The organism is Ruegeria sp. K5 (assembly GCF_056531805.1).
Genome location: NZ_JBQFML010000002.1, coordinates 331,997 through 357,755, shown reverse-complemented (window position 1 = coordinate 357,755; position 25,759 = coordinate 331,997). Strand labels below are relative to the sequence as shown.

The 25,759-nt window shown below is 60.7% G+C and carries 27 protein-coding genes; 17 read left to right on the top strand and 10 right to left on the bottom strand.

All coding sequences use genetic code 11. The features are described from left to right. Positions 1–23 precede the first annotated feature (23 nt). From lspA to ACR0MO_RS11165, 4 genes are all read right to left on the bottom strand, one after another. Positions 24–500, bottom strand: a complete 477-nt coding sequence (gene lspA, locus ACR0MO_RS11180) for a signal peptidase II (protein ID WP_170453644.1) — start codon at positions 498–500, stop codon at positions 24–26. After that, a complete protein-coding gene (gene purH, locus ACR0MO_RS11175) occupies positions 500–2,089 on the bottom strand; it encodes a bifunctional phosphoribosylaminoimidazolecarboxamide formyltransferase/IMP cyclohydrolase (RefSeq protein ID WP_170453643.1) in 1,590 nt (529 codons plus the stop codon). The genes lspA and purH overlap by 1 nt, the downstream gene beginning before the upstream one ends. Before the next feature lie 22 nt (positions 2,090–2,111). Continuing rightward, positions 2,112–3,851 (bottom strand): heparinase II/III family protein, encoded by a 1,740-nt coding sequence (locus ACR0MO_RS11170; protein ID WP_480891232.1) that lies wholly within the window; start codon positions 3,849–3,851, stop codon positions 2,112–2,114. A gap of 90 nt (positions 3,852–3,941) precedes the next feature. Next, a complete protein-coding gene (locus ACR0MO_RS11165; RefSeq protein ID WP_480780712.1) occupies positions 3,942–5,198 on the bottom strand; it encodes an RsmB/NOP family class I SAM-dependent RNA methyltransferase in 1,257 nt (418 codons plus the stop codon). An 89-nt stretch (positions 5,199–5,287) separates the two neighbouring features. On the opposite strand from ACR0MO_RS11165, the gene ACR0MO_RS11160 reads away from it, so the two are divergent. Then, the gene (locus tag ACR0MO_RS11160; RefSeq protein ID WP_170453640.1) at positions 5,288–5,464 is read left to right on the top strand and encodes a DUF1674 domain-containing protein; all 177 of its coding nucleotides are present in this window, start codon (positions 5,288–5,290) and stop codon (positions 5,462–5,464) included. 18 nt (positions 5,465–5,482) lie between these two features. Here ACR0MO_RS11160 and ACR0MO_RS11155 read toward each other — a convergent pair whose 3' ends face one another. Then, positions 5,483–6,337: a LysR family transcriptional regulator gene (locus ACR0MO_RS11155; RefSeq protein WP_170453639.1), complete on the bottom strand. Its 855-nt coding sequence runs from the start codon at positions 6,335–6,337 to the stop codon at positions 5,483–5,485. A 97-nt stretch (positions 6,338–6,434) separates the two neighbouring features. On the opposite strand from ACR0MO_RS11155, the gene tmpA reads away from it, so the two are divergent. Genes tmpA through ACR0MO_RS11140 form a run of 3 tightly spaced genes read left to right on the top strand, consistent with a single transcriptional unit; the run spans position 6,435 to position 8,823 of the window. Beyond that, on the top strand, positions 6,435–7,571 hold the full coding sequence (gene tmpA, locus ACR0MO_RS11150; protein ID WP_170453638.1) for a 2-trimethylaminoethylphosphonate dioxygenase: 1,137 nt from the start codon (positions 6,435–6,437) through the stop codon (positions 7,569–7,571). Next, positions 7,568–8,158: a (R)-1-hydroxy-2-trimethylaminoethylphosphonate oxygenase gene (gene tmpB / locus ACR0MO_RS11145; RefSeq protein ID WP_480891230.1), complete on the top strand. Its 591-nt coding sequence runs from the start codon at positions 7,568–7,570 to the stop codon at positions 8,156–8,158. The genes tmpA and tmpB overlap by 4 nt, the downstream gene beginning before the upstream one ends. After that, positions 8,155–8,823: an ureidoglycolate lyase gene (locus ACR0MO_RS11140; protein ID WP_480891227.1), complete on the top strand. Its 669-nt coding sequence runs from the start codon at positions 8,155–8,157 to the stop codon at positions 8,821–8,823. Before tmpB ends, ACR0MO_RS11140 begins: the two co-directional genes overlap by 4 nt. Here ACR0MO_RS11140 and ACR0MO_RS11135 read toward each other — a convergent pair. After that, positions 8,810–9,493, bottom strand: a complete 684-nt coding sequence (locus tag ACR0MO_RS11135) for a DUF2306 domain-containing protein (RefSeq protein ID WP_480891225.1) — start codon at positions 9,491–9,493, stop codon at positions 8,810–8,812. The genes ACR0MO_RS11140 and ACR0MO_RS11135 overlap by 14 nt on opposite strands. Before the next feature lie 39 nt (positions 9,494–9,532). Continuing rightward, positions 9,533–10,342 carry a 4-hydroxy-tetrahydrodipicolinate reductase gene (gene dapB / locus ACR0MO_RS11130; RefSeq protein WP_170453634.1) on the bottom strand — a complete coding sequence of 270 codons (810 nt, stop codon included), beginning with the start codon at positions 10,340–10,342 and terminating at the stop codon, positions 9,533–9,535. Between the two features lie 91 nt (positions 10,343–10,433). On the opposite strand from dapB, the gene rbfA reads away from it, so the two are divergent. The 7 genes from rbfA to ACR0MO_RS11095 all read left to right on the top strand — a co-directional run bounded on the left by rbfA (position 10,434) and on the right by ACR0MO_RS11095 (position 15,919). Next, positions 10,434–10,829 (top strand): 30S ribosome-binding factor RbfA, encoded by a 396-nt coding sequence (rbfA, locus tag ACR0MO_RS11125; RefSeq protein ID WP_170453633.1) that lies wholly within the window; start codon positions 10,434–10,436, stop codon positions 10,827–10,829. Continuing rightward, positions 10,826–11,569, top strand: a complete 744-nt coding sequence (locus ACR0MO_RS11120) for a phosphodiester glycosidase family protein (protein ID WP_480583829.1) — start codon at positions 10,826–10,828, stop codon at positions 11,567–11,569. The genes rbfA and ACR0MO_RS11120 overlap by 4 nt, the downstream gene beginning before the upstream one ends. Before the next feature lie 54 nt (positions 11,570–11,623). Beyond that, positions 11,624–12,529: a tRNA pseudouridine(55) synthase TruB gene (gene truB, locus ACR0MO_RS11115; RefSeq protein ID WP_480583826.1), complete on the top strand. Its 906-nt coding sequence runs from the start codon at positions 11,624–11,626 to the stop codon at positions 12,527–12,529. A gap of 21 nt (positions 12,530–12,550) precedes the next feature. Beyond that, positions 12,551–13,054: a DUF1643 domain-containing protein gene (locus ACR0MO_RS11110; RefSeq protein ID WP_480891222.1), complete on the top strand. Its 504-nt coding sequence runs from the start codon at positions 12,551–12,553 to the stop codon at positions 13,052–13,054. 95 nt (positions 13,055–13,149) lie between these two features. Continuing rightward, positions 13,150–14,172, top strand: a complete 1,023-nt coding sequence (locus ACR0MO_RS11105; protein ID WP_480891219.1) for a calcium-binding protein — start codon at positions 13,150–13,152, stop codon at positions 14,170–14,172. A 143-nt stretch (positions 14,173–14,315) separates the two neighbouring features. Further along, entirely contained in the window at positions 14,316–14,585 is a 270-nt protein-coding gene (gene rpsO / locus ACR0MO_RS11100; protein ID WP_170453629.1) for a 30S ribosomal protein S15, read from the top strand. A gap of 242 nt (positions 14,586–14,827) precedes the next feature. Beyond that, entirely contained in the window at positions 14,828–15,919 is a 1,092-nt protein-coding gene (locus ACR0MO_RS11095; RefSeq protein WP_170521302.1) for a Hint domain-containing protein, read from the top strand. A 65-nt stretch (positions 15,920–15,984) separates the two neighbouring features. Here ACR0MO_RS11095 and ACR0MO_RS11090 read toward each other — a convergent pair whose 3' ends face one another. Both ACR0MO_RS11090 and ACR0MO_RS11085 read right to left on the bottom strand, forming a co-directional pair. After that, positions 15,985–17,586 (bottom strand): BCCT family transporter, encoded by a 1,602-nt coding sequence (locus tag ACR0MO_RS11090; protein ID WP_170623230.1) that lies wholly within the window; start codon positions 17,584–17,586, stop codon positions 15,985–15,987. A gap of 202 nt (positions 17,587–17,788) precedes the next feature. Then, positions 17,789–18,547: a DUF3299 domain-containing protein gene (locus ACR0MO_RS11085; RefSeq protein WP_170623232.1), complete on the bottom strand. Its 759-nt coding sequence runs from the start codon at positions 18,545–18,547 to the stop codon at positions 17,789–17,791. A gap of 283 nt (positions 18,548–18,830) precedes the next feature. Between ACR0MO_RS11085 and pnp the strand changes: the two genes are divergently transcribed. The 6 genes from pnp to ACR0MO_RS11055 all read left to right on the top strand — a co-directional run bounded on the left by pnp (position 18,831) and on the right by ACR0MO_RS11055 (position 24,967). Then, positions 18,831–20,981, top strand: a complete 2,151-nt coding sequence (gene pnp / locus ACR0MO_RS11080) for a polyribonucleotide nucleotidyltransferase (RefSeq protein WP_480891218.1) — start codon at positions 18,831–18,833, stop codon at positions 20,979–20,981. A 208-nt stretch (positions 20,982–21,189) separates the two neighbouring features. Next, entirely contained in the window at positions 21,190–21,462 is a 273-nt protein-coding gene (locus ACR0MO_RS11075; protein ID WP_170453625.1) for a PepSY domain-containing protein, read from the top strand. 23 nt (positions 21,463–21,485) lie between these two features. Continuing rightward, positions 21,486–21,995 carry a helix-turn-helix domain-containing protein gene (locus ACR0MO_RS11070; RefSeq protein ID WP_170453624.1) on the top strand — a complete coding sequence of 170 codons (510 nt, stop codon included), beginning with the start codon at positions 21,486–21,488 and terminating at the stop codon, positions 21,993–21,995. 153 nt (positions 21,996–22,148) lie between these two features. After that, positions 22,149–22,838: an outer membrane beta-barrel protein gene (locus tag ACR0MO_RS11065; RefSeq protein WP_170453623.1), complete on the top strand. Its 690-nt coding sequence runs from the start codon at positions 22,149–22,151 to the stop codon at positions 22,836–22,838. A 240-nt stretch (positions 22,839–23,078) separates the two neighbouring features. Continuing rightward, entirely contained in the window at positions 23,079–24,092 is a 1,014-nt protein-coding gene (locus ACR0MO_RS11060) for a Hint domain-containing protein (protein ID WP_170623236.1), read from the top strand. A gap of 101 nt (positions 24,093–24,193) precedes the next feature. Beyond that, positions 24,194–24,967, top strand: coding sequence for a glycosyltransferase family 25 protein (locus ACR0MO_RS11055; RefSeq protein ID WP_480583796.1), 774 nt, complete (start codon positions 24,194–24,196; stop codon positions 24,965–24,967). A gap of 40 nt (positions 24,968–25,007) precedes the next feature. Here ACR0MO_RS11055 and ACR0MO_RS11050 read toward each other — a convergent pair whose 3' ends face one another. Beyond that, positions 25,008–25,658 carry a peroxiredoxin gene (locus ACR0MO_RS11050; protein WP_480891215.1) on the bottom strand — a complete coding sequence of 217 codons (651 nt, stop codon included), beginning with the start codon at positions 25,656–25,658 and terminating at the stop codon, positions 25,008–25,010. Positions 25,659–25,759: the final 101 nt, after the last annotated feature.

The following is a 25,759-nucleotide window of genomic DNA, read 5'->3' as shown; positions in this document are numbered from 1 at the left end:
TTTATCGCATATCCTTGGGCGCGTCACGAGGGCTTTTTTCCATCGAACAAAACCAGCCCGATCGCGCCCGCAAAGACGAAAACATCCGCCAGATTAAAGACATAGGGGTTGTTGATGCCGCAACACGACATGTTCAGGAAATCGAGAACAAAGCCATACAGCACCCGATCCACCACATTCCCCAAGGCCCCGCCGATCAACAGACCGCCGCAGATCAGCATCAGTTTCGACGGCGTGGTACGCCGCAGCCAGACAAAAACGGCAACACAAATGGCAATCGAAATGCCGATCAAAACCCAGCGCGCGGCATCGGAATCGCCCTGAAACAGGCCGAAATTGATGCCGCGGTTTTCGCCGTATTTGAACACCACCAAGGGCGGCAGCACATCGATACCGCCGGGCTGTTCCGCCACGCGCATGACACGAACGACCAGAAACTTGCTGATCTGGTCGATCGCGATGGCCAAAAACGCGGCCCAGTAGAACAGCCGATACGACATCAGTGACGGAAGTGACGCATGCCGGTGAAGACCATGGCCAGACCGGCCTCATCCGCCGCCGCGATCACCTCATCATCCCGCATCGAGCCGCCGGGTTGGATGACGCAGGTTGCACCGGCTTGCGCCGCCTCCATCAGACCGTCAGGGAAGGGGAAGAACGCATCTGAGGCCACGGCGGAGCCGATGGTCAGCGGCTGAGGCAGGCCCAGCGCGTCGGCCATGCGCTCGGCCTTCTTGGCCGCAATGAGCGCCGAGTCCACACGGCTCATCTGCCCAGCGCCCACGCCCACGGTCGCGCCGTCTTTGACATAGACGATGGCGTTGGACTTGACGTGTTTCGCCACTTTCCACGCAAACAGCAGGTCGCGCATCTGGTCCGCGGTCGGGGCTTTCTTGGTAACAACCTTCAGGTCATCCATGCCGACAAAGCCGTTGTCCTTGTCCTGCACCAGCAGGCCGCCCGCCACCTGACGCACGGTCTTGCCGCCGGTGGTCACATCCGGCAGCGCCTCGGTCGTCAGCAGGCGCAGGTTTTTCTTGGCGGCAAAGATCGCCTTGGCCTCATCCGAGGCACCGGGGGCGATCACAACCTCGGTGAAGATGCCGGTGATTTCCTGCGCGGTTTCGGCATCCAGCGGCTGGTTCAGCGCCACAATGCCACCAAAGGCCGAGGTGCGGTCGCAGTCGAACGCAGCCTTGTACGCCTCAAGCAGCGTCGCGCCCTTGGCCACGCCGCACGGGTTGGCGTGTTTGATGATGGCGCAGGCGGCACCTTGCGCTGGATCGAACTCGGCCACCAGCTCAAAGGCAGCGTCTGTGTCGTTGATGTTGTTGTAGCTCAGTTCCTTGCCCTGATGCTGCACGGCGGTCGCCACACCGGGGCGGTTCGTACCGTCGGTATAGAACGCCGCCTGCTGGTGGCTGTTCTCGCCATAGCGCAGGGTCTGTTTCAGCTCACCGGCAAAGGCGCGGCGGCGCGGAGCCTCGGCCGCCAGCGCATCGGCCATCCAGTTCGACACGGCCGCGTCATAGGCGGCGGTGCGGGCATAGGCCGTCTGCGCCAGATTTTGCCGGAAAGCGTAAGAGGTCTGACCCTCATTCGCCTCCAGCTCGGCCAGCAGGGCGTCATAGTCCTGCACATCCACCACCACATTGACGAAAGCGTGGTTTTTCGACGCCGCGCGGATCATCGCCGGGCCACCGATATCGATATTCTCGATGCAGGTGTCATAGTCGGCACCTTTGGCCACGGTGGCCTCAAACGGGTAGAGGTTCACCACCAGCAGATCGATGGCACCGATACCGTGTTCATCCATCGCGGCGACGTGGCTGTCATTGTCCCGCAGCGCCAGCAGGCCCCCATGCACCATTGGGTGTAGGGTTTTCACCCGGCCATCCATCATCTCGGGGAACCCGGTGATCTCGCTCACGTCCTTCACGTCCAACCCCGCATCGCGCAGCGCCTTGGCGGTGCCGCCGGTCGATAGCAGTTCAACCCCGCGCTCGGCCAGTGCCTTTCCCAGATCAATCAGACCGGTCTTGTCGGATACGGAAAGCAGCGCGCGGCGCACGGGGTGAAGGTCGGTCATGGGTCCAAAGGTCCTTTTGGCGTCAGTCAAACTCGGGCTCGTCCCGGTGAATGTCGCGCACGGCATAGGCAGTATCCTGCGCCTTGCTCAACATCCACTGGATGCGCGTCGCATACTCCATTGCGCGGCCAGATAGAACGATCTGTTTTGTCGCGCGTGGCTTCAGGCGGCCTTTTTCAAGGTAAACGCTTGGCTCGACAGACAATTTTCCAACGCCATCGTGGCGGAACACCCAGATCTCACCGCTTTTGAGCGCCATCGACACCGCCGCACCGCCCAGATCAATGGCCGCATCGACGTCCGGGTGCAGGTGAAAACGGATGTCAAACCCGATACCCGAAAGGCCGGATGCGTCCAGCGCCCTGTCAAACTGCCGCTTGGCTTTGTCGGTTGCGGTCAGCAGAATATCTTCGCCAGTCAGTTCTCGCCCGTCAAAACGCAGCTCGTATGTGCGGGCATGGGTCAGACCGAAGGTTTTGGCATAGCCGTCATGCCCGGCCACAAAGCGAATACCTTCGAATGCGTCTTCGAACTCAACCGGAACCTCGCGTGGGGCGTCCACCAGCGCCTGATGCTCGCTATCTGGTGTCGGCTTGGCCAATCTTGCGCTGGAATAACCGTCCAGACACAGCGTCGAATGGGACGGGGTCGCCCGACCCGCCCGCCGCCAGTCCAGCCCGAAACTGGCCCCGGACCCGCAATTCACGATCAAAGGGCGACGGCCCGAGGTCACCTCAAACGCCAGTGTCGAGGCATGGGCGTTCAGTGACGCGGCCCCTGTCGGCGGAGAGCTTGCATCGACAATCACAGTCGTCCGCGCGGCGGACAGCCTTGCATAGCCCATCGGCAATTCGGTCGCGGCCTTATGCTTGACCCCGCTTTGCGCCAGCGCCTGTTCCAGCCGACCTTCGACCCCACGCCCGCCGCCGTGGAACCGGGCCAGCGCCCCGTCCGCGTGGCGCAAGCTGCGCAGCGTGGGGGCGATCCGCTTGATGGCATTGGCCTGCGCCACCGGCGTGCCCCGCCCCACATCGTTCAGCGCGGCCGAGGTCCAGCTGAGCAGAGTGAACACCTCAAGCAATTCCTCCGGGTTGCGGGTGGGAATGCCGCCCTGGGCGTCCACCTGACGTTCACATTCGCGGGCCAAAGCACGCAGGGCCGGATCGGCCATTGCCTCAAGCCCTTCCAGCGCCAGTCCGGATTGCACCAGACCGGCCAGCGCCTCGAACCGTGGCAGGCCCGGCGTGGCGGCCTGCCAGCGTTTCGACAGGAACCAGGTTTGTTGCGCAAGGGATCGGAAGAACAGCTTGCTGTGCTTGTCATCAACGCCGCGTAACAGAAAGATCGCGTGGTTGATCCAGCGCATGACCCGCCGCCCGGTCAGGTCCGGCACCCATCCCGGACCATGGCCACGCCCATGCGCCTCGATCCAGCCCCAGACCCAGCGCTGCGCCTTTTCCCGCGCCCGCATGTCACCGACAGCAGCCAGATCGTCCAGCCATGCAAAACCGTGGCGCTCATCGTCAAATCCCACGCTGGGGGCTGCGACCTCCCACAAGCCGGTATCCTGTGCCTCGACCAGATAACCGGCGAACAGCAGGTTCCCGGCGACCAGTTGGCGGCCTCGGGCGAAGGACCCGACAGTGCGTGGTTCGGGCTGCGATACAAACCCCGTGACCGCCTTTTGCCGCTGGCTCAGGCGCGCGTAAAAACGGTTCTGAAACCGCATCCACCGGCTGGTCATGGTGTCCGTTTCTGACATGACGCGTGTTTCTCTGCCCCTTGCGCTCTGCTGGCGCTTGAGACCCAACGATAGACCGTGCCGATCGTCAAGTCATCGAAAAGCGTGTGCTCAGGCGGATTTGGTGAGGCAGGCGATATAGAACCCGTCCATACCACCAAGATCAGGCCAGTAATCGGGGCGCAGACGCAGGCCACCTTCTTCGGTGATCCAGTCCGGCTCGACCCCGTCGATGTTCAGCGCGTCGCGGTTTACGGACATGTCCGGGAACATATCCCGCGCCTCTTCGACCTGCACCTCGCCTTCGTCGGGCAGCAGCGAACAGGTGCAATAGACCAGCCGCCCGCCGGGTTTCAGCAGGGTCCAGGCATGAGCCAGCATCCGGGCCTGCAATTCGATCAGCCCTCCGAACTCGGAACCGTCCTTGGCAAAGGGCAGGTCGGGGTGGCGGCGGATGGTGCCGGTGGCGGAGCAGGGCGCGTCCAGCAGGATGGCGTCATATTGCCCCTGATGATCCAGCGCGTCGCCTGCGATGACATTTGCCTTCAGGCCGGTCCGCGCAAGGTTTTCGCGGACGCGTTCCAGCCGTCCTTCCGAGATATCCAGTGCCGTGACCTCGGCCCCTGCAGCGGCCAGTTGCTGCGTCTTGCCGCCCGGTGCGGCGCAGAGGTCCAGAATTTTCTCACCGGCATTGGGTGCCAAAACGAGCACCGGAAGGGCTGCTGCTGCATCCTGAACCCACCAATCGCCCGTGTCGAACCCCGGCAGGGCCGACACCTGCCCCGCATCCCGCACTCGCATCGACCCCGTTGGCAGAGCGTCACCGGGTCCGCTCGCACCGGGTTTCAGCGACAAGTCCAGCGGCGCACCGGCAAAATGGGCCTGTTCCATGCCCGCAACGGCCTCGGCCCCCCAGGCCATAACCAGCGGGTCGCGCAGCCATTCCGGCAAACGCGGCACCCGCATCTTCGGCCAGGCCTCCGGGCCTTCGGCGGCGACTTTGCGCAGCACCGCGTTGACCAGACCCTTGAGGCGCCCATGCTTGCGCGACCGGCCCACAATCTCGACCATGGAATTGACCACGCCATGCGCGGCCTCACCGTGACACAGCTCAACCGCGCCCAAACGCAATGCGTTGTGAACGGTCAGGGCAGGCGTCCGGTTCAGGTGATTGTCCAGCAGCCGGTCCGCACGCTCCAACCCGCGCAGGGTTTCCAGCGTCAGGCGCTGCGCCCGCGCGCGATCCTCGGGGTCCAGCCGGTCCAGCGCACCTGCGGCCAGACATTCGGACAGCAGCCGCCCCTCTCCCAGAATCTGATCCAGCAGATAGATCGCGCTGCGTCGCGCTGCCGTTGCGTTGTCGGACATGAAACCGCCTTTGATGTGACCCTCGCCCGCATTGCCAAGGGCGGACGGGGGCGTATATCAAGCCCCTGCACGGAAAGGAACCCGATGTCATGAGTGACGACCGCAAAGACCTGCCCCCCGCCGCCCAGCGCGCACTGGCCGAGGCCGAGGAACGCCGCAAACAGGCCGAGGCAAAAGAGTTGCCCAAGGAATTGGGCGGGCGCGATGGCCCCGACCCGGCCCGCTATGGCGATTGGGAGAAAAAGGGCATCGCCATAGATTTCTAGAGTCAGGACCCTAGGCGCTCAACCCCGTAGCGCCTGAAGAAAATCACCAATCAGGGCGCGTTGTTTTTTCGATTTGGCCCGGTCCTCGGGCCATGTCAGACAATAGCCATCTTTGGTCTGCAACTCGGGCAAATCCAGCCTGCGCAGCCGTCCCGCCTGCAAATCCGCTTGCGCAAGAGGCACCGAGCCCAGCACCACGCCCATCCCCTGACGGGCTGCGGAAAGGGCATGTTCCATCGAATCGAAACTGATCTGTGACGGGGGCAATTCCGCCGGATCCGTCTTCCGCGCCCAGTCGCGCCAACCGGGCCGTTCGCCGCGCAGATCAATCAGCGGTACGCCCCAGCCGATACCGGGCGCGGCCATCGGCACCAGCACCTCAGGCGCGATCAACTCCGCATCCCGCCCCGGCCACGCCCCGCGACCATAGCGGATTTGCAGCCATGTCCGTTCCTCATCCAACGAGGATCGACGCGCCACGGAATCGGTCATCACCCGCACCTTGGGTTGCATATCCTGAAACCGAGGCAGCGCAGGCAGGACCAGCGCATGGATGTTCGAGGCCAGCCCGGCCACCCGCAATTCACGCGGAGATTTGCCGAACAGATCCTCGGTATTGCGTTCCAGCGCCTGCAAACTGTCCTGCACCAACGGCAGATAGCTTTCGCCTTCCACCGTCAGCGACACACCCCTCGCCTCGCGCACGAACAGGGTCCGGCCCAGCCACGCTTCAAGATTGCCGATCCGCTGGCTGACTGCCGCCTGAGTCAGGCCGAACTCTTTCGCCGCTGCCGAGAAGCCGCCCAGCCGCCCGGCGGCCTCGAACACGCGCAGCCAGTCCAGCGGGGGCAATCCGATCTTTTTCTTAGCCATAAGTTTTTCCAAGCCTCAGCCGAAAGAAGGATTAATTGTCGTAATGCCACGAGGCGCGTATTTCCTCAACCAAAGCCGCGCTGAACAGGAGATCCCCATGCTGCGCACCGCCACCCATGACACCTCGGTCGTGACTGTCGCGTTCGACACCGGCACCACGGCCCGTTTCCACGCCATCTGGCTGCGCGACAACGCGCTGGACTCTGAAACCCGCGCGCCGGGCAATGGCCAGCGCCTGATTACCATCGGTGATATTCCCGCCGACATTTCGGTCAGCGCCGCCGAAGTCGCCAATGGCGATCTGACCGTGACGTTCCAGCCCGAAGACAAAACCGTCACCTTCCCCGCCATCTGGCTGGCCGATCACAGCTATGACCGCGCCCATGCGCAAGACATCGGCCGCACCGCCCCCGGCATCACCACCTGGGAACGCGGCATAGCCGCGCCCAGCGGCGATTGGGATCAGGTCCACGCCAACCCCGAAGCCAAGCGCGGCTGGCTGGCCGCCGTCGCGGAATACGGTTTCGCCAAGCTGACCGGCGGCCCGACCCAGCCGGAATCGCTGCTGAAAGTGGCCGATCTTTTCGGCTATGTGCGCGAGACCAACTATGGCCCCTATTTCGAGGTCCGGACTGAGGTGAACCCGACCAACCTCGCCTATACCGGGCTGGGTTTGCAGGCGCATACCGACAACCCATACCGCGACCCGGTGCCGACGCTGCAAATACTCTATTGTCTTGAGAACTCAGCCGAAGGTGGCGATTCCATCGTCGTCGACGGCTTCCGCGCCGCCGAAAAACTGCGTGAACAGAACCCCGAAGGTTTTGCCCTGCTGGCAGGCTATCCCGCCCGGTTCGAATACAAGGGCTCGGACGGCGTCTGCCTGCGCTCGCGCCGCCCGATGATCGAGTTGTCGCCGGATGGGGAACTGATCGCCATCCGCTTCAACAACCGCTCATCCGCGCCGTTCGTGGACATCCCGTTCGACCAGATGGAGGCCTATTACGCCGCCTATCGCCAATTGGGCGAGATCATCGACGATCCGGCCATGGGCGTGTCGTTCAAGCTGGAACCGGGCGAAAGCTTTATCGTCGATAACACCCGCGTCCTGCACGCGCGTCTGGGCTATTCCGGCACAGGCTCGCGCTGGTTGCAGGGCTGCTACGCCGACAAGGACGGGTTGCTGTCCACACTGGCAGCGATGGAGATGGCACAGCCGGAGGCCGCGGAATGAAACCGGATTTTTCGACCCTGAACCGGGACAATATCGTGGCCTTCATCGGTGACATCTTCGAGCGTCGCGGTGGTGAGGAATATCTGGGCGAACCCGTCACCATGGCCGAACACATGCTGCAAGGTGCCACCATCGCCGAGCAGAACGGCCAGCCCGAGGAAATCATCGTCGGTGCCCTGCTGCACGATATCGGGCACTTCACCTCCGAGTTCGGCACCTATCACCCCGACGACACCGAAGACCGCCACCACGAGGATGCAGGCGCCGAGGTGCTGGAACAGTTCTTCCCCTCGGTCATCACCGATTGCTGCCGCTATCACGTGGCGGCCAAGCGGTATCTCTGCGCCACCAAGCCCGAATATTTCAACCGCCTGTCTGCCGCCTCGGTCCATACGCTGGAACTGCAAGGCGGCCCGATGAGCGCCGAGGAGGTTGCCGCGTTCGAGGCCAACCCGAACCTGAAAGAGATCATTCAGGTGCGCTATCTGGATGAGGCCGGCAAACGCGCCGATATGGAGACGCCCGATTTCGCCCATTTCGCGCCGATGGTGCAGCGGATGGTCGACAGGCATCTGGGGTCGTCATGAGCGCGCCGGAATATATCTTTGAGGCCAGTTCCAAACCCTCGTTGCCGTGGCATGAGGTCCCTCTGATCCGCGCGACGGATGAGACGGTCAAAGGATACGGCTGTCTGGTCGATGACCCCGACACATTCGAGATTGAGATCTCCCGCTGGCCACAGCAAGGATGGCGACCCATCGACGATGGCACCGGCGACGAAGGCGGCTGGGTCGAGGGCACGTTCAAATGCGACTGGCAGGGCGATGTGCTCTATGGCGAGAACGAGGCTGTCAAGGGCCACTACGTACTGGGCTGGTCCGCTGACCCTCAGCAGGCGCAGACCGACCGGCAAACCGCGCCCCGCGATCAGGTCTTGCTGTGGCATATGAACTATCACCCCGATGGCGGGCAGATGTTCTGGCCGCTGGACGACAAACCCTTCATCGTCCCCGCCGCCCTGCCCGGCGACAACCTGACGCCCGACAAAGTGGTGGCGTTCTGGTGCGACGGCTCGCGCGGGCTCTATATCCATCCCGGCATCTGGCACGAGGGGATTTTCCCGGTCGAAGACAATCAGCGATTCCTTGACCGGCAGGGACGGGTTCATGCCCGCGTCAGCGCAGATATCGGCAAAGAGTTCGGTGTCTATCTGGCCTGCCCCCTGCGGGCAGACAAGATCAAGGATTTGTGACTAGCACCCCTTGATGACCCGAACGCCTACGCATGATCCATATCTGAACGATCAGCAGATAGGGCACAAAGAACGCGAAGTTCTGCACCAGATCGAAAGGGCCCGAGAAATCGGGCTCTGACCCAATCCCTCCGGTCAACAGATACCAAAGCGTATAATGCACCCGGTAGAGCCACGACCCCAGCGCCAGCCAGAACAGCCGCAGCCCCCAGGCCCAATGGCCCGCGCGATCCCGAATGATCGCCATGCGCGCCAGCATCAGCGCCGAGGTGAACAGGCACAGGCCGTACAGGAAAAAGCCAGCAGACATAACCGGGCCGCCAATTGTCCCACGCAAGGGGATATAGGTCATCCCGGCTAGCCCGGTGGTCAGCGCCAGCGCAATCAGCATCGTTCCCAATGCACGGTGAAACCCATTGAACCTCTGCCGAAGGGGGTGGATCAATTGCAGCGGCACCAGTGTCACCAACACCGTTCCGGCAAAGATATGCAGAATCATCGCCGCGTTGCCGACGCTCTGACCGTGCGCAAACAAATAGCTTTGCGCGGGCGCATTGTGCGACAGCCCAAGGCCGATCATCCCGAACCCATGCACCACAAACGGCAGCAGCGTCAGGTAAAACACTGCCAACAACAATCCGATAGCCACGCGCGATTTCAGGATCCGCATGATCTGACATTAGCGCCTCAGGGCGATCCGTCTATGGGCCTACAACCCCAGCACATCCACCATATCATACTGACCCGGTGCCTTGCCCTGCCCCCACAGCGCCGCCTTCAGCGCGCCGCGGGCAAAGATCGCGCGGTCCGAGGCCAGATGGCGCAAAACGATGCGCTCTCCCGGTGCGGCGAATAGGACGTCGTGTTCGCCGACCACATCTCCGCCGCGAATGGCGTGAAAGCCGATATCGCCGCGTTTGCGCGCGCCGGTGATGCCGTCGCGGCCCCGGTCGGACACATCGTTCAGCTTGACGCCGCGCCCCTCGGCGGCGGCCTCGCCTAACATCAGCGCGGTGCCCGAAGGCGCATCGACCTTGTGGTGGTGATGGCCTTCTATGATCTCGATGTCGAAATCCTCATCCAGCGCAGCGGCGACCTTTTTGGTCAGTTGCATCAACAGGTTGACGCCAAGGCTCATGTTGCCCGCCCGCACGATGACCGCATGGCGCGAGGCCGGTTCCAGCGCCGCGATCTGTTCGTCTGTCATGCCGGTGGTGCCGATCACATGCACGCAACGCGCCTGTGCGGCCAGTGCGGCAAAATCCAGCGTCGCCTCGGGCGCGGTGAAATCGATCACGGCCTGCGCCTGCGCGAATGCCTCCAGAGGGTCGTCCGTTACAGTCACGCCCAATGCCTGACCGCCCATCGCTTCACCGACGTCCTGACCGATCCAGTCGTGGCCTTTACGCTCGACCACACCGACCAGACGCGCCTGATCGCTATCAGACACGGTCTTGATCAGCATCTGCCCCATACGGCCCGAAGCCCCTGTGATGACGATCCCCGGAATATGGGTCATTGCGCTGGTCCTTTTCGCTAAGTCGGCTCAAAGCCTCCTACCCCGTTCGCGCCTGCTTGGCAAAGCCCTGCTTTGCGCTTAGATCGGGAATATGGCAAAGAACAAATTCCACGATGGCCCCGGCCCGTCCCAACGGCAACTGCGTGTCGGCGAACTGATCCGCCGCACCCTGTCCGAGGTTCTGGCGCGCGGAGATGTCCACGACCCCGACCTGAACCGCATGTCGATCACAGTGGGTGAGGTGCGCACCTCGCCCGATCTGAAGATCGCCACCGCCTATGTGCTGCCCCTTGGCGGCAAGGGGCAGGAGGACGTGATTGAACTGCTGGCCCGCAACAAAGGTGAACTGCGGCGCGTGATTGGCAAGAAACTGAACCTGAAATTCTCGCCCGATCTGCGGTTCCGTCTGGATGATACATTTGACCGTCTGGACGATACCCGCCGCATGTTCGAACAGGACGCGGTGCGCCGCGATCTGGACGAGTGATCCGTACCCTTGTCACGTTGGGCGCTGCCATGTGGGCGGCGCAGGCGGGCGCGGTGACCTGCGAAAAGCTGACCCATGAGGACAAGCGGTATACCGTCTGCGAAGTGGACACCGCCAATGAAGACCTGCGCCTGTTTCTGAATGATGAAAACGGCGCGGTGCTGGGGCATTTTTCATCCGTGAACGAAGCGCTTGCGCCCAGCGGTAAGCAACTGGCCTTTGCGATGAACGCGGGCATGTACCACGACGACCGCTCGCCCGTCGGGCATTATGTCGAAGAGGGACACGAGCAAATGCGCGTGATCCCGAATGCAGGCCCCGGCAATTTCGGCCTGTTGCCCAACGGCGTATTCTGCATCCGTGACGGTCGCGCCGATGTGTATGAGACATTGACCTATGTCGATCAGGCCCCCGATTGCCGGTTCGCCACCCAGTCCGGCCCGATGCTGGTGATCGACGGAGAACTGCATCCGCGTTTCCTGCCCGATTCGACCTCGCTCTATGTGCGCAACGGGGTGGGCACCAGCGCCGATGGAACGCAGGCGGTGTTTGCGATCTCGGAGGATTACGTGACCTTTCACGAGTTCGGCAGCCTGTTTCGGGATGTGATCGGCACCCCGAATGCGCTGTTCTTCGATGGCAATATCTCGCGCATGTATGATCGGGCGGGCGGGCGTTCGGATCTGGGGTTCTCGCTGGGGCCAATTGTGGGTGTGGTGGAAGATACGCCCACAAATTGACAGCGGCAAAACGATCCGCTAACCCGCGCGCCTCAGCAAAAGGCAAGGTGCAAGATGGGACGCAAACGCAAGGGCCGCGACATTTCCGGTTGGCTGGTGGTGGACAAGCCTGCGGGCATGACCTCGACATCCGTAGTCAACAAGGTGCGTTGGGCGATGGATGCCAAAAAGGCGGGCCATGCGGGCACGCTGGACCCCGAGGCAACCGGCGTTCTGGCCGTGGCTTTGGGTGAGGCGACCAAGACCGTTCCTTACATCACCGACGCCTTGAAAGCCTACACCTTCACCGTGCGTCTGGGTCAGGCCACCAATACCGACGATGCCGAAGGCGAGGTGATTGCGGAAAGCGATGCACGCCCCTCGGATGACGATATCAAACAGGCGCTGGCTCCGTTTCTGGGCGACATCATGCAGGTGCCGCCCAAGTTCTCAGCCGTGAAGATCGACGGACAGCGCGCCTATAAGCTGGCCCGCGATGGCGAGGATGTGGAACTGTCTGCCCGGCCCCTGTGGGTCGAGGAACTGGTGGTGGTCGACCGCCCCGACGAAGACCACGTGGTGCTTGAGATGACCTGCGGCAAAGGCGGCTATGTCCGCTCGATCGCGCGCGATCTGGGTGCAGCGTTGGGATGTTACGGCCACGTCAAGGAACTCCGCCGCATCTGGTCCGGCCCGTTCGAGGCCGAAGACGGCCTGTCCATCGAACAGATCGACGAGATGGCCAAGACCGAGGCACTGGACGAGTACCTGCATCCGCTGGAAACCGGCCTGTCGGACCTGCCCGAGCTGAAATGCACCCCCGAGGGTGCCACCCGCCTGCGCAACGGCAATCCGGGCATGGTGCTGGCGTCGGACGTGGAATATGGCGACGAAGCCTGGGCCTCGCTCGATGGCAAGGCCGTGGCCGTGGGCATCTACAAATCCGGCGAATTGCATCCCAGCCGGGTGTTCGTCGCCTGAACGCTGTGCTAGCCGAAAGACATGATCACACGCACCCATACCAAGGGCGACGCGCCCTCGACCGCCATCTATTCGGATTGCGAGAAGTATCGCTATAGCCTGACCCGCGTTTGGAATGCGGCGGGGCGCAAGGCGCTGTTTGTGATGCTGAACCCCTCAACCGCGACCGAGGTGCAGAACGACCCAACGGTGGAACGCTGCGAACGCCGCGCGCGGGCGCTGGGGTTCGGGGCGTTTCAGGTGACAAATATCTTTGCCTGGCGCGACACCGACCCGCGCAAGATGCGCGCCGCTGCCGATCCGGTGGGGCCCGAGAATGACGCCGCGATTCTGGACGGCGTACAATGGGCCGATCAGGTGATCGCCGCCTGGGGCACCCATGGCGCGCATCTGGAACGCGGCCCGGCGGTGGAAACCCTATTGCGCGGCTCAGGCCAGCCTCTGTTTCATCTGGGGCTGACAAAGGACGGGCACCCCAAACACCCGCTTTATATCGCATACACCCAGCAGCCCGAACCGTGGTGACAAAGGGTTAACCACGGACTCAGGCTTGCTTTGACCAAACCGGGAGCCGGATGGGATAGTTCAACCTCGGAGCAGTGTGCTTTCGGAGGGTTCCCATGTTTCTGGCCGGATTGCTTGGATTGGCCGCCGTCGGCGGCGCGGCTTACGCCATGAGCGACGTGTTCGCGACCGAGGAGGAACCCGAAGACGACGAACCGATAAACGACACGCCCGAGGAACCAACCGAAGGCGAATTTCTGGATATTGGCGAGAACGTTGGAGAACCTGAAACGCCTGAGGGTCCGGAGATCTCAACCGGCACCGTAATCTCCGAACATCTTGGTGATCTGGTGATCGCAGGCTCTGACGGTACAGATGAAATCACCGGGCAGGAGGGGGACGACCAGATCAACGGCTATGGCGGAGACGACATCATCAATGGCGGTTGCGGCGATGACGTTCTGCACGGGGGCGACGGTCAGGATGTGATGTCCGGCGGGCACGGATCGGACATTCTGCATGGCGAGGCGGACGACGACCTGCTGTCCGGAAATGCAGGAGACGACAAGCTGTATGGCCATTTCGGCGCCGATGAGCTGGACGGCGGCGAGGGCGCGGATGCGCTCTACGGTGGTCAGGGCGACGACAGGCTGGCAGGCGGCGCAGGCGATGACGCGCTGCACGGTGGATATGGCAACGACACACTATCCGGGGGCGAAGGCGAAGATGTGCTGTTTGGTGGTGATGGCGATGACCTGCTGTTTGGCGGCGAAGACGGCACTACGCCCGGCCTCGATTTTCTGAACGGTGGCACCGGCGACGACACGATCCTGGCCCAGGGCGGAGATGTGGCCAATGGCGGCCAGGGGGCCGACCAGATCATCCTCGACACCGAAGGGGATGACGAAGAGGTCACCGTCATGGGTTTCCAGCCCGGTGAGGACAAGTTGCTGATCACATGGGACGCCTCGGACGATCCCGACATTCAGATCCAGCAAGACGAAGAGAACACCAACCTGACCCGTGTTGTTATCGACGGGCAGGAGGTTGCGCATCTTTATGGGGCCGACGGGATGACCAGCGACGACATCCGATTGATTACCGAGGCCCAACTGGCCCAGTACGGGCAGACGCTCTAGCCTCGCAGAATCCCTTTGCCATTGGCAAAAAAAGCGCCTATACGCGCCCATCCGCATCGGAATCGGTGCGGGTTTCTCCATGGGCCTGTGCTGGACGACATCCCGGCCTGCGCCATTAACTCTAACCTTTAAAGGAGACCCCGATGTCGATCACTACTGCTGAAAAAGCACGCGTCATGAAAGAATTCGCAACCAAAGAAGGCGACACCGGTTCGCCTGAAGTTCAGGTTGCGATCCTGACCTCGCGCATCAACACCCTGACCGAGCACTTCAAGACCCACAAGAAAGACAACCACGGTCGTCGCGGTCTGCTGAAAATGGTTGCTCAGCGCCGTAAGCTGCTGGACTACCTGAAGGGCAAGGAAGAAGCGCGCTATCAGGACCTGATCAAAAAGCTGGGCATCCGCCGCTAAGCGTTTGCACGTCTCGTCCCGAGCACGAGACCCGGTTCAAGAAAACGCGACGCCCGCCAACAGGTGGGCGTTGGTGCATTTGGGCAACCCTTTGCACACCGCAAATCGTCAAGAAATTGCCGATCAAGCGACAGGCTAATGACACGATCATCATTAGTAGTATTATAAGTTTGGCAGTTGCGCTTAACCGGTCCTTAAGCGTGCGACTGCAAGTTGGGTAACAAGTTTTGTGAGTAGGCGCGATGGCGACACTGGATCAGGCCATATGGCTGGATGGTACGGGCACGGCCCAGGATGGCAGCACCGTTGTATCGGACGGGGCAAATTCTACAACGATCACGGCAGATTTCACCGGTGATTGGGTGAGCGACAACCCCGGAAATTCGGGCGCAGACATCAACTCCAACTTTGCGACCACTCCGAACACAGCGGATTTCAGCTTTTCAAACCCCGTAAACAATCTGTCGTTTGATCTTGGGGGGGTAAACGCCAGCGGGTCATTCAACGACGGGTATCAGATTCTGATTCTGGATGAAGACGGAAACCCAATCCCATTGTCCGAAATCACGATCACTCAAAGCGCCGGCGGGACGATCAACATCACCCAGGACGCCGCAGGCAACATTCTGATTGACCCGGATACCGCAATCCCTAACGTCCTGTCGTTTTCGACCGCTGGTCCGGTGTCTCAGGTCATCATTACCTCGACCCCGTCGCCTGATGGCTCATCCACAGGCGGCTCGGGGATTGGCGACTTCTCGTTCGACGTTCCCCCGCCGCCACCCTGTTTTGCGCGTGGTACGATGATCGAAACCCCGGACGGGCCAGTTGCTGTGGAGGATATTCAGGCCGGTGATCTGGTGGTCACCAAGGATAACGGCGCGCAGCCGGTCCGATGGATCGGATCACGCCGCGTTCCCGGCAAGGGCAATCGGGTGCCGGTGGTGTTTCAGGCCGGCACAATCGGCAATGACCGTGACCTGACGGTCTCGCAGAACCATCGCGTTTTGCTGTCCGGCTGGAAGGCCGAGATGCTGTTTGGCGAAACCGAATGTCTGGTTGCGGCGAAAAGCCTGATCAATGGCGAAACGATTTACCAACGGCCTTGCGCCGAGGTCGAATACTTCCACATCCTGTTTGACCGGCACGAGATCATTTTCAGCGACGGGGCCGCAACGGAAAGCTTTCTGCCCGGTACCGTTGGCCTGTGCAGTCTGGATCATGACCTGCGCTCGGAAATTCTGGACCTGTTCCCAGAGTTGGGGGCATCGGGCAGCAATTCCTACAGCCCGGCCAGACCCCTGTTGAAGTCTTTTGAGGCGGTTGCCCTCTGATCCGGTTGCGACAGACCAAAAGAAAACGCCCGCCGGTTGGCGGGCGTTTCTGTGTCTAAAGGTGCTTACATCTTGGCGTGCTCTGATTTCAGCGCCAACCACAGGCAGTAGCACATCATCAGCACCACCAGCGTGAATGGAATGCCCGTCGACACTGCCGCCCCTTGCAGCGCGGACAATCCGCCGCCCAGCAACAGTGCGATGGCCACCAGACCTTCCAGCGTGCACCAGAATACGCGCTGAACAACAGGCGCGTCCATCTTGCCACCCGCCGTGATCGTGTCGATCACCAGCGATCCCGAGTCGGACGAAGTGACAAAGAACACCACGATCAGGATCAGCGCGATTGGAGCCACGATGCCATAAAGCGGCAGTTCCTTCAGGAACCCGAACAGTGCGCCTTCGGGGGCGTAGCTGTCGATTACTGTGGCGCGGACACCTTCTGCGCCGCCCGCGTTCAGCATGTCGATCGCGGCACCGCCAAAGGTCGACATCCACAGCGCACAGACGGCCGTTGGAGCCAACAGCGCGCAGAGGATAAACTCACGCACCGTGCGACCCTTGGAGATGCGAGCAATGAACATGCCCACAAAGGGCGACCACGCGATCCACCAGGCCCAGTAGAAGGTCGTCCAGCCATGGAAGTAACTGGTGTCTTCGCGCCCGAACGGGTTGGACAAGGCCGGAAGGTGCGTCACGTAATCCACCATGACGTTGAAATAGCGCGCAATAGCTGTGCCAACACCGGTGACGACGATCACGAAGATGAAGAGGCCGACGGCCATGATCATATTGATCTCGCTCAGCCGTTTGACGCCCGCATCCATACCCATCAGGACCGAGCCCAGCGCGATCAGCGTGATACCGATGATCAGCAGGACAACCACAGTCGGGCTGGGTTCGATGCCAAACACCTCATTCAAACCCGCCGCAACCTGCTGCGCCCCAAGACCCAAAGAAGTGGTGAGGCCGAACAGTGTTGCGAACACCGCAAGCGTGTCGATGATGTGGCCCCACCAGCCCCAGACCCGCTCGCCCAGCAATGGGTAAAAGGCCGACCGCAGGGTCAGCGGCAGGTCCAGATTATAGGCAAAGATCGCAAGGCTCAGACCCACGGCGGCGTAAACCGCCCAGCCTTCAAGGCCCCAATGGTGGATCGTGCCCACGATGCCCGCGTATTCGTTACCCGGCACGGCAATGTCGATTCCTAAGGGCGCGGCGTTGCCGCCTTCGGCGAAGTTGTAATAGACCGGCTCCATCACGCCAAAGAACAGCAGACCGATGCCAATACCGGCGGCGAACATCATCGCGATCCAACCGGCATAGGAATAGTCAGGCTCGGCGTCCTTGCCGCCGATCCTCACCTTGCCGACAGGCAGAACGATCAGCACCAGACAGAACAGGGTGATTGCATCGACCGAGAGCACAAGGAACCAGTCAAACGTGCTGGTCAGCCAGGGCCGAAGCCAGCCAAAGAACGAGGCCGCGGCCTCCTGATTGGCCAATGCGATCAGGACGAACGCAAAGATCAGGATACTCGAGATCAGGAAGACCGGATTGTGTATGTCCAGACCGAATGGCCGGACGTTATCCTGCCCCAGCTCATATTCGGTTTCGAAGTCATAAATCCGGGGATCCGGATCAAGCATTTTCTTGGTTTCAGCCATTCGACTTTCCCTCAGTTTGCTACGTGCAAACGCCAAGGTATTCGGTCGAAGACGGCCTTATTTTTCTAGTCCCTTGGCGCGTTCCCGTCCTTGCGACCGCAGGTCTTGTGGGTCGAGCCTACACCCTCATCATAATATGGCAAAATTATTCTTTTTTCGGAATGTGTTGTTCAGGGCATCAAGGTAAAGGGCGCAAACCGGTTCAGGGGCCTTCGACAGGCCCGCCGGATTTCTGCCGAAGCGCCGCGCGCAAGCGATCATGCACCGTCAGGAACTCCTGAAAATGCTCCTCGCCGCTGCCCAAGGGTTCGGCGTTGTGGACATCCAAACGGAACGTGGCCCGCATCGGAACCTGCCCGTCGATCACAAACATCTCGTACTCCGTCGGCGCAATGGTCAATCGCCCGGTCAGGCGAACACGCTCATAATACAAGGTCGGGGCCCACTGGTCCGAAAGCCGGACACGGATCATCTGATTGGGCGGGGGTGGCGGCAGGTGGCTGCACATACCGGGCTGAGGCACCAGATAGGCCACACCATGCCCCTGTTCATCCGAAGGCGCGGGGATCACATAGCCGGTGATTGTGACAACCTGATCGTTGACCTTGGGGTTCCCGGCGGTATCAGCCATCTCGCGACGCTGAATCACCGCATCACGCTGGGACATGAGCCGGTCGATATCGATCTGATCGGCGGCCAGCGCCTGTTCCGTTTCGGACAAAAGCTCTTGCCATTTGTGTTGTTCGTCCGCGCTGCCGACATCCTGCTGCAAGCGCCCACGCAAGCGCAGCGCAAAGCGCAGGTCATCAAACTGCTCGGCGCTCAGCTCGCGAAACGGGTCTTCAAAGTCCTGCGCGGCAGGGTCCGGCAGATCAGACCACTCGACAGGTTGGGACGCCAGTGCCGCAAAACCCCACAGGGTCAGCAACGCGACGCTCAGCAACCGCAGGCAAAAGGTCATGGCATCCTCGGGTATGTGACATGTGTTACCATGTAAGCAATCCTGCGTGTTTTGCCACACACGGTTGTTCAGCAACGGTCACACTCCGGGCATGGCGGTCCACCGCCGCCTTGTGCGGTTTCGCTTTCCTTCCAACGTTTTCTGCTGTATGCGCGCGGTATCTGAGACGTTGTGCCCTGACCCCGGCACTCGAATGGAAGATAAAGTGGGGTCGGCGGCAATGGGGCCGCCATGCAAACCGGAGACCCGCAGGGGCGGGAGTGCTCCGTTCTAGGATACGCATATGTTTGATGTAACGAAGAAATCGATTCAGTGGGGCGAAGAGACGCTGACACTGGAAACCGGCAAGGTTGCCCGTCAGGCCGACGGCACCGTGATCGCCACGCTGGGCGAAACCAGCGTCATGGCGAACGTGACCTTTGCCAAGCAACAAAAGCCCGGTCAGGACTTTTTCCCGCTGACCGTGCACTATCAGGAAAAATACTATGCCGCCGGTAAAGTTCCGGGTGGCTTCTTCAAGCGCGAGGCGCGCCCGACCGAGAAAGAGACGCTGACCGCGCGTCTGATTGACCGTCCGATCCGCCCGCTGTTCGTTGACGGCTTCAAGAACGAAGTTCTGGTCATGTGCACCGTGCTGAGCCACGATCTGGTCAACGACCCCGACATCGTCGCGATGATTGCCGCTTCGGCTGCCCTGACCATCTCGGGCGCGCCGTTCATGGGCCCGATCGCCGGTGCTCGCGTTGGTTTCGTGGATGGCGAATACGTCCTGAACCCGACCGTGGACGACATGCAGGACCTGCGCCTGAACCCCGAACAGCGTCTGGATCTGGTTGTGACCGGTACCAAAGACGCCGTGATGATGGTCGAATCGGAAGCGTACGAACTGTCCGAGGCCGAAATGCTGGGCGCCGTGACCTTCGCGCACGAGCAAATTCAGCCGGTCATCGACCTGATCATTTCGCTGGCCGAAGAAACCGCGAAAGAGCCGTTTGACTTCGCCGCCCCCGATTACTCGGAGCTGTACGCCGCTGTTGCCGCTGCCGGTGAAGAGCAGATGCGCGCCGCCTTCGCGATCACCGACAAGCAAGAGCGCACCGCCGCTGTTGCCGCTGCCCGTGAAGCGATCAAGGAAGCATTGACCGAGGAACAGCTGGAAGACGCGAACCTCGGCTCGGCGATGAAAAAGCTGGAAGCTGGCATCCTGCGCGGCGACGTCGTCAAAGGCGGCAAGCGCATCGACGGTCGTTCGACCACCGACATCCGTGGGATCGAAGCCGAAACCTCGATGCTGCCCCGAACGCACGGTTCCGCCCTGTTCACCCGTGGTGAAACACAGGCGCTGGCCGTGACCACGCTGGGCACCGGCGATGATGAACAGTTCATCGACGCGCTGCATGGCAACTTCAAATCGAACTTCCTGCTGCACTACAACTTCCCCCCCTATTCGGTTGGTGAAGTTGGCCGCGTGGGTGGCCCGGGCCGTCGTGAGATCGGTCATGGCAAGCTGGCATGGCGCGCCCTACAGGCGGTTCTGCCTGCGGCAACCGACTTCCCCTACACGATCCGCATCGTGTCGGAAATCACCGAATCCAACGGCTCCAGCTCGATGGCGTCGGTCTGCGGCGGCTCGCTGTCGATGATGGATGCGGGCGTTCCGCTGAAAGCACCGGTTGCCGGTGTGGCCATGGGTCTGATCCTGGAAGATGACGGCAACTATGCCATCCTGTCGGACATTCTGGGTGACGAAGACCACCTGGGCGACATGGACTTCAAAGTGGCTGGTACCGAAAACGGCATCACCTCGCTGCAGATGGACATCAAGGTCGCAGGCATAACGCCCGAGATCATGGAGAAAGCCCTGGCGCAAGCCAAGGACGGCCGGATGCACATTCTGGGTGAGATGGGCAAGGCGCTCTCCGAGACCAACGAGTTTTCGGTCCACGCTCCGCGCATCGAGACCATGAACATCCCGACCGACAAGATCCGTGAAGTGATCGGCTCGGGCGGCAAGGTCATCCGCGAAATCGTCGAGACCTCGGGTGCCAAGGTCGACATCAACGACGACGGCGTCATCAAGATCGCCTCGCCCGATGGGGAGTCGATCAAAAAGGCCTATGACATGATCTATTCAATCGTGGCCGAGCCGGAAGAGGGTCAGATCTACACCGGTAAAGTGGTCAAGATCGTCGACTTCGGTGCCTTCGTGAACTTCTTTGGCAAGCGCGACGGCCTGGTCCACGTGTCCCAGATCGAAAACCGCCGCCTGAACCATCCGTCGGATGTTCTGAAGGAAGGCCAGGAAGTAAAGGTCAAGCTGTTGGGCTTTGACGATCGCGGCAAGGTCCGCCTGTCGATGAAAGTGGTCGATCAGGAAACCGGCGAAGAGATCGTGCCCGAAAAGAAAGAAAAGAAAGAGGAAGGTGCAGAGTAAATCTGCTTCCTTATTCTAATGATGAAGGCCCCGGTGATCCACCGGGGCCTTTTTTATGCCACTCTGCCGCCCGTGGGCTTTGATATAGCCTGATCGAACGCATAAACCTTGGTCCAATTGCATCCAATTCAACCAAAGCCCAATCGAAACGATCCGGGCACCCTCCCAACTCCATTGCGTTGAAACGCGCAAAAACAGGAGATGCGATATGGAAAACCTGAAAATTCTGACCCTTGCCGGTTTGATTGCAGCAGCCCCCGCGCTGGCCCTGGCCAATGTGGGGCTGGGCGAAAAACTGGGGACGGATGAGGCTGACATCCGTGCGGCGCTGGAGGCGCAGGGCTATGTGGTCGAAGAGATCGAATTCGAAGACGGCGAGATCGAGGTTGAACTCAGCAAGGATGGCGTGGAAACTGAACTGGTCCTGAACAAAGTCGATGGCACCGTAACCGCCATCGAACTTGAAGAGGATGACGACTGACCGCGCGACCCTGAAGGAGCATCATGAAGATATCGCAAACGTCTTTGTTGTGGCTCCTTTTGGTGGTGCAGGCCCTCTGCGCCACCTTTTTCCTGACCGATGCACTGCTGGATTGGACCGGGGGCGAAAGCGCCGGCTTCCGGTACTTGCACAGTTTTGAACTTTTGATCTCAATAGCGCTTTTGGGTGGATTGGCGGCAGCGATTGCGCTGATCCGCGCCCAGAACCGGCGCGTTCGGGATATACAACGGCAGCTTGGCGTGGCCCAAGGCGCGTTCGCACAGGTTATCGGCACCCAGTTTGACGAATGGCGGCTAAGCAAAGCCGAACGCGATGTTGCGCTGCTCTCGCTCAAGGGCCTGTCGATTGCCCAAATCGCGGAACTTCGGCAGACCAAAGAAGGTACGATCAAGGCCCAAAGTGCTGCAGTATACCGCAAAGCTGGCGTGTCCGGCCGCTTGCAACTGCTCAGCTTCTTTGTCGAGGAACTGCTGTCAGAACCCCTCATGGAACGACCAACATCCCGAGGGTAAGCCCGCCCTGCGACTGCAATTGTTCAATGGGCTACTTATTCACTCACCCACACCCAAAATCCCGTGACGCGAAGTGATGGTCGCGCGCCTTCCTTTTGACCTCCGATTGCCCACATCAGCGCCATGGACCATTCGGAACAAAGGACATGGATTATGGTTTCTCGACTTCTTCTTACCTCGGCGGCGCTGATTTTGGGTGTGACCGCCGCGTCAGCGCAAAGCCTGACGGACGGCACCTATATCCACGGCTTCCTGGGCTATAGCGACCTTCAGGATACCGACTTCAGCGGCAGCATCGGCGGCGCTTCCGAATCCGTCGACACCGATTTCGATGGCGGTGTCGGTCTGGGGATCGCAATCGGTAAAGAGATCCCTCAATGGTCCAATGACGCCATTGGCACGCGGATCGAGCTGGAGCTGTCCTATCGCGACAACAACGTGGACGGCGTCAACTTCTCCGGAAATGGCCCGGGGGCCGAGGGTAATATCTCGGGCGATGTGACCCAAACCTCGCTCTTTGCCAATGTGCTGTTCGACTTCAAGGGTAACAGCGCCTTCACCCCCTATGCCGGTTTCGGTCTGGGTGCGACCTATTCTGATATCGATTTCGCCTACGGCCCCGGCGTCACGCTGGATGACAGCGGCACCGATTTCGCGGCACAGCTGATCGCCGGTGTCGCCTATGACATCAACGAAGACACCGCCTTTACCGTTGATGCGCGCTATACCCGTGCCTTCGACGTCTCATCCGCGCGTCTGGCCCCCACCGGCGCTTCGACGGGAACGGTCGAGGATGACTTGGACACGTTCAGCATCAATTTCGGCCTGCGCTACGGGTTCTGAGCCCCACCAAGGGCGGTGTTCGTCTCCGGTTTCGCCGCCCCTGGCGTGCCTCCGCCCAAGTGGCGGGGGCATGTATTTTCAAAACTCCTGTTATCCGTGAAAGCCCGGTTCTCGGGATTCACCCCATCCCATATCCATGCGGTCGCGCGCTCGGTTTAGTAAACCATATGTTAACACTTATAAGTTGAATTAGCCCAAACTTAAGGAAAACTTTTGTAAATTCTGGGAAGACGTTCCGCCGTGGCCTCCATCACCATCTACGAACTCAGCGCGGACCCCTTCAGCACCAATAGCGTTTCAATCGAAGCCGCATATAGCGCGGACATCATCGATGATGACACGTTTCTGCAAAGCTCGGATTCCAGCACTCAACTGGATCTCAGCGGTGTCCCGAACTTCCACAACTCTTCCTCCAGCTTTCAGGTGTTCGAAACCTATCAGGGCGAAATCAACGGGCAGGCTGTGTCCTTTGTCCAATTGCAGTTCACCTCTCCGATCTATGTGGTTGTCACATCGGGTCAGGCCAACGTCGGGGACACGATTGCAGTCACCAGCAGGCCCTCATCAACACCCCCAACCGAATACAGCACACTACCGTCCTTTGTCTGCTTCACCTCCGGATCGATGATCCTGACACCAACAGGCCGCCGCCGGGTCGAGGCTTTGCGCCCCGGAGATCCCGTCATCGTTGCCGGAGGTCAGGTTCGGCCCGTCCGCTGGATCGGCAAACGCAGGCTGTCCCGGCAAGACCTGCGCCAATCCCCGCATCTCTGTCCGATCCGGGTCAGGTCGGACCATTTTTCAACCACCTGCACCAATCGCGATCTGGTGGTTTCACCGCAACATCGGATCGCGGTTTCCTCCCCAAAAATGGAGCTTTTTTGTTCCGCCCCAATGATGCTGGCCCCGGCCAAAAATCTGGTTGATGGCAAATCTGTCCGCCAGTTGCCACCAGATGAAGGCGTCGACTACATCCATATCCTGTTCGATCAGCATGAACTGGTGAATGTCGATGGCATCTGGTCTGAATCCCTTTATCCGGGCGACACGACGCTTAGCGCGATGACCGCCGAGACTCGAAAGGAACTGCTAAACCTATTCCCGACGCTCAGGCAGGGCGCAAAAGGATACGGCCCCACCGTCCTGCCCGTCCTGAAACCCTTCGAAATACGCCTGCTGCGGCACACGCTTATATTAAACTGCGGGCTGGAAAATCCCTGGTCGATAACCCGCCCCGCCGCCCACGCAGCTTGAACCCCTGGAAAACGGCCATTATCTGCCAAATGGAACATTTCAAACAGTCACGGCTCTGTGTTTCGCCATCACCACCCTTCCCCAACACGCCGGGGTGCTCTATGCACATGCCAATGCGCTCGTTCGTCATTCATATGTCTTCCAGCACCGCCCGGCGGGAAAACGCCGAAAGGCTTTGCGCGGACCTGCCCAACGCCGAATTGTTCGAGGCCGTGAACGGGCGCGACCCGGAACAAATTTCGGATGTCTGCCTGCATCCCGGCAATCTGCATCGGCCCCACTACCCTTTTGCGCTGCTGCCCACCGAGATCGGCGTGTTCCAAAGCCACCGCCGCATCTGGCAGAAAATGGTGGACGAAAACATCGATCTGGCACTCATCACCGAAGATGATCTGCGTATCGACCCTGCCCAATTGCAGCAGATCCTGGCGCTTTTGAAGCGCGAGGCGACCCCGGATCACTACATCCGCATACCGGTCAAACAACGCGAGATTCCGGCACAAACCATTGCCGAGGAAAACGGGCTGCGCCTGGTTCTGCCTTGGGTGGTCGGGTTGCAATGTGTCTGCCAGATGGTGGGACGTCGCGCCGCCGCGCGCATGTTGGCCGCCACGGATCAGATCGACCGCCCGGTCGATACGTTTCTGCAAATGCACTGGCTGACCGGCCAACCGATCCACACCCTGCTCGGCAGCGGCAACCGGGAAATCGCCGGTGAAATCGGCGGCTCGACAATCCAGAAAAGCCCGCCGTTCAGCGACAAGCTGACCCGCGAATTCAAGCGCGCGGCCTACAGGGCAAAACTCTACAGCTACCCACAGCGCCCGCCTGCTTCATCTGGCCATAAATATCCTCGGGGGGAGTCGCGCCTCTAGGCGCGGCGGGGGGCAGACAGCCCCCCTGACCCGGTCCGTCTTAAGACGGCGCCTTGGTCTTACGCAGATAAGGAAAGATCGTCTCGAACTCGCCAAATTTCTCTTTGGCATCTTCATTCGACACGGCAGGCGGAATGATCACATCCTCGCCCGGCACCCAGTTCGCAGGCGTCGCAACACCCTTGGCCGACATCTGCAACCCGTCCAGCGCGCGCAGGATCTCGGCAAAGTTCCGGCCCACGGTCATCGGATAGGTCATAGACAGTTTCAACTGCTTGTCCGGCCCAATGATAAAGACCGACCGCACGGTGGCGCTGTCGGCGGGGGTGCGGCCGTCGGGCAGGTAGGCTTCGGCAGGCAGCATGTCAAACGCCTTGGACACGGCCAACCCATCATCGGCGATGATCGGAAAACCCGGATTGGCGTTCTCATAAGCCTCGATGTCTTTCTTCCACTTCTTGTGATCTTCCACGCCATCGACCGATACGCCGATCACCTTGGTGTTTCGGGCCGCCCATTCGTCATTCAACTGGGCCACAGCCGAAAACTCGGTGGTGCAAACCGGGGTGAAGTCTTTCGGGTGCGAGAACAGGATCGCCCAGCTGTCACCGATCCAGTCGTGAAACTGAACGGTGCCCTGATCCGTTTCTGCGGTGAAATTGGGAACCGTGTCATTGATGCGCAAACCCATGGTGCATCTCCTTTCCTGTGAAAAACCCGAGTCGGTTGCCGTAAACCTAAACACTCTGCGTCAGAGTTAAACCATTGGCCTGCGCAAGGATACGCCATTCC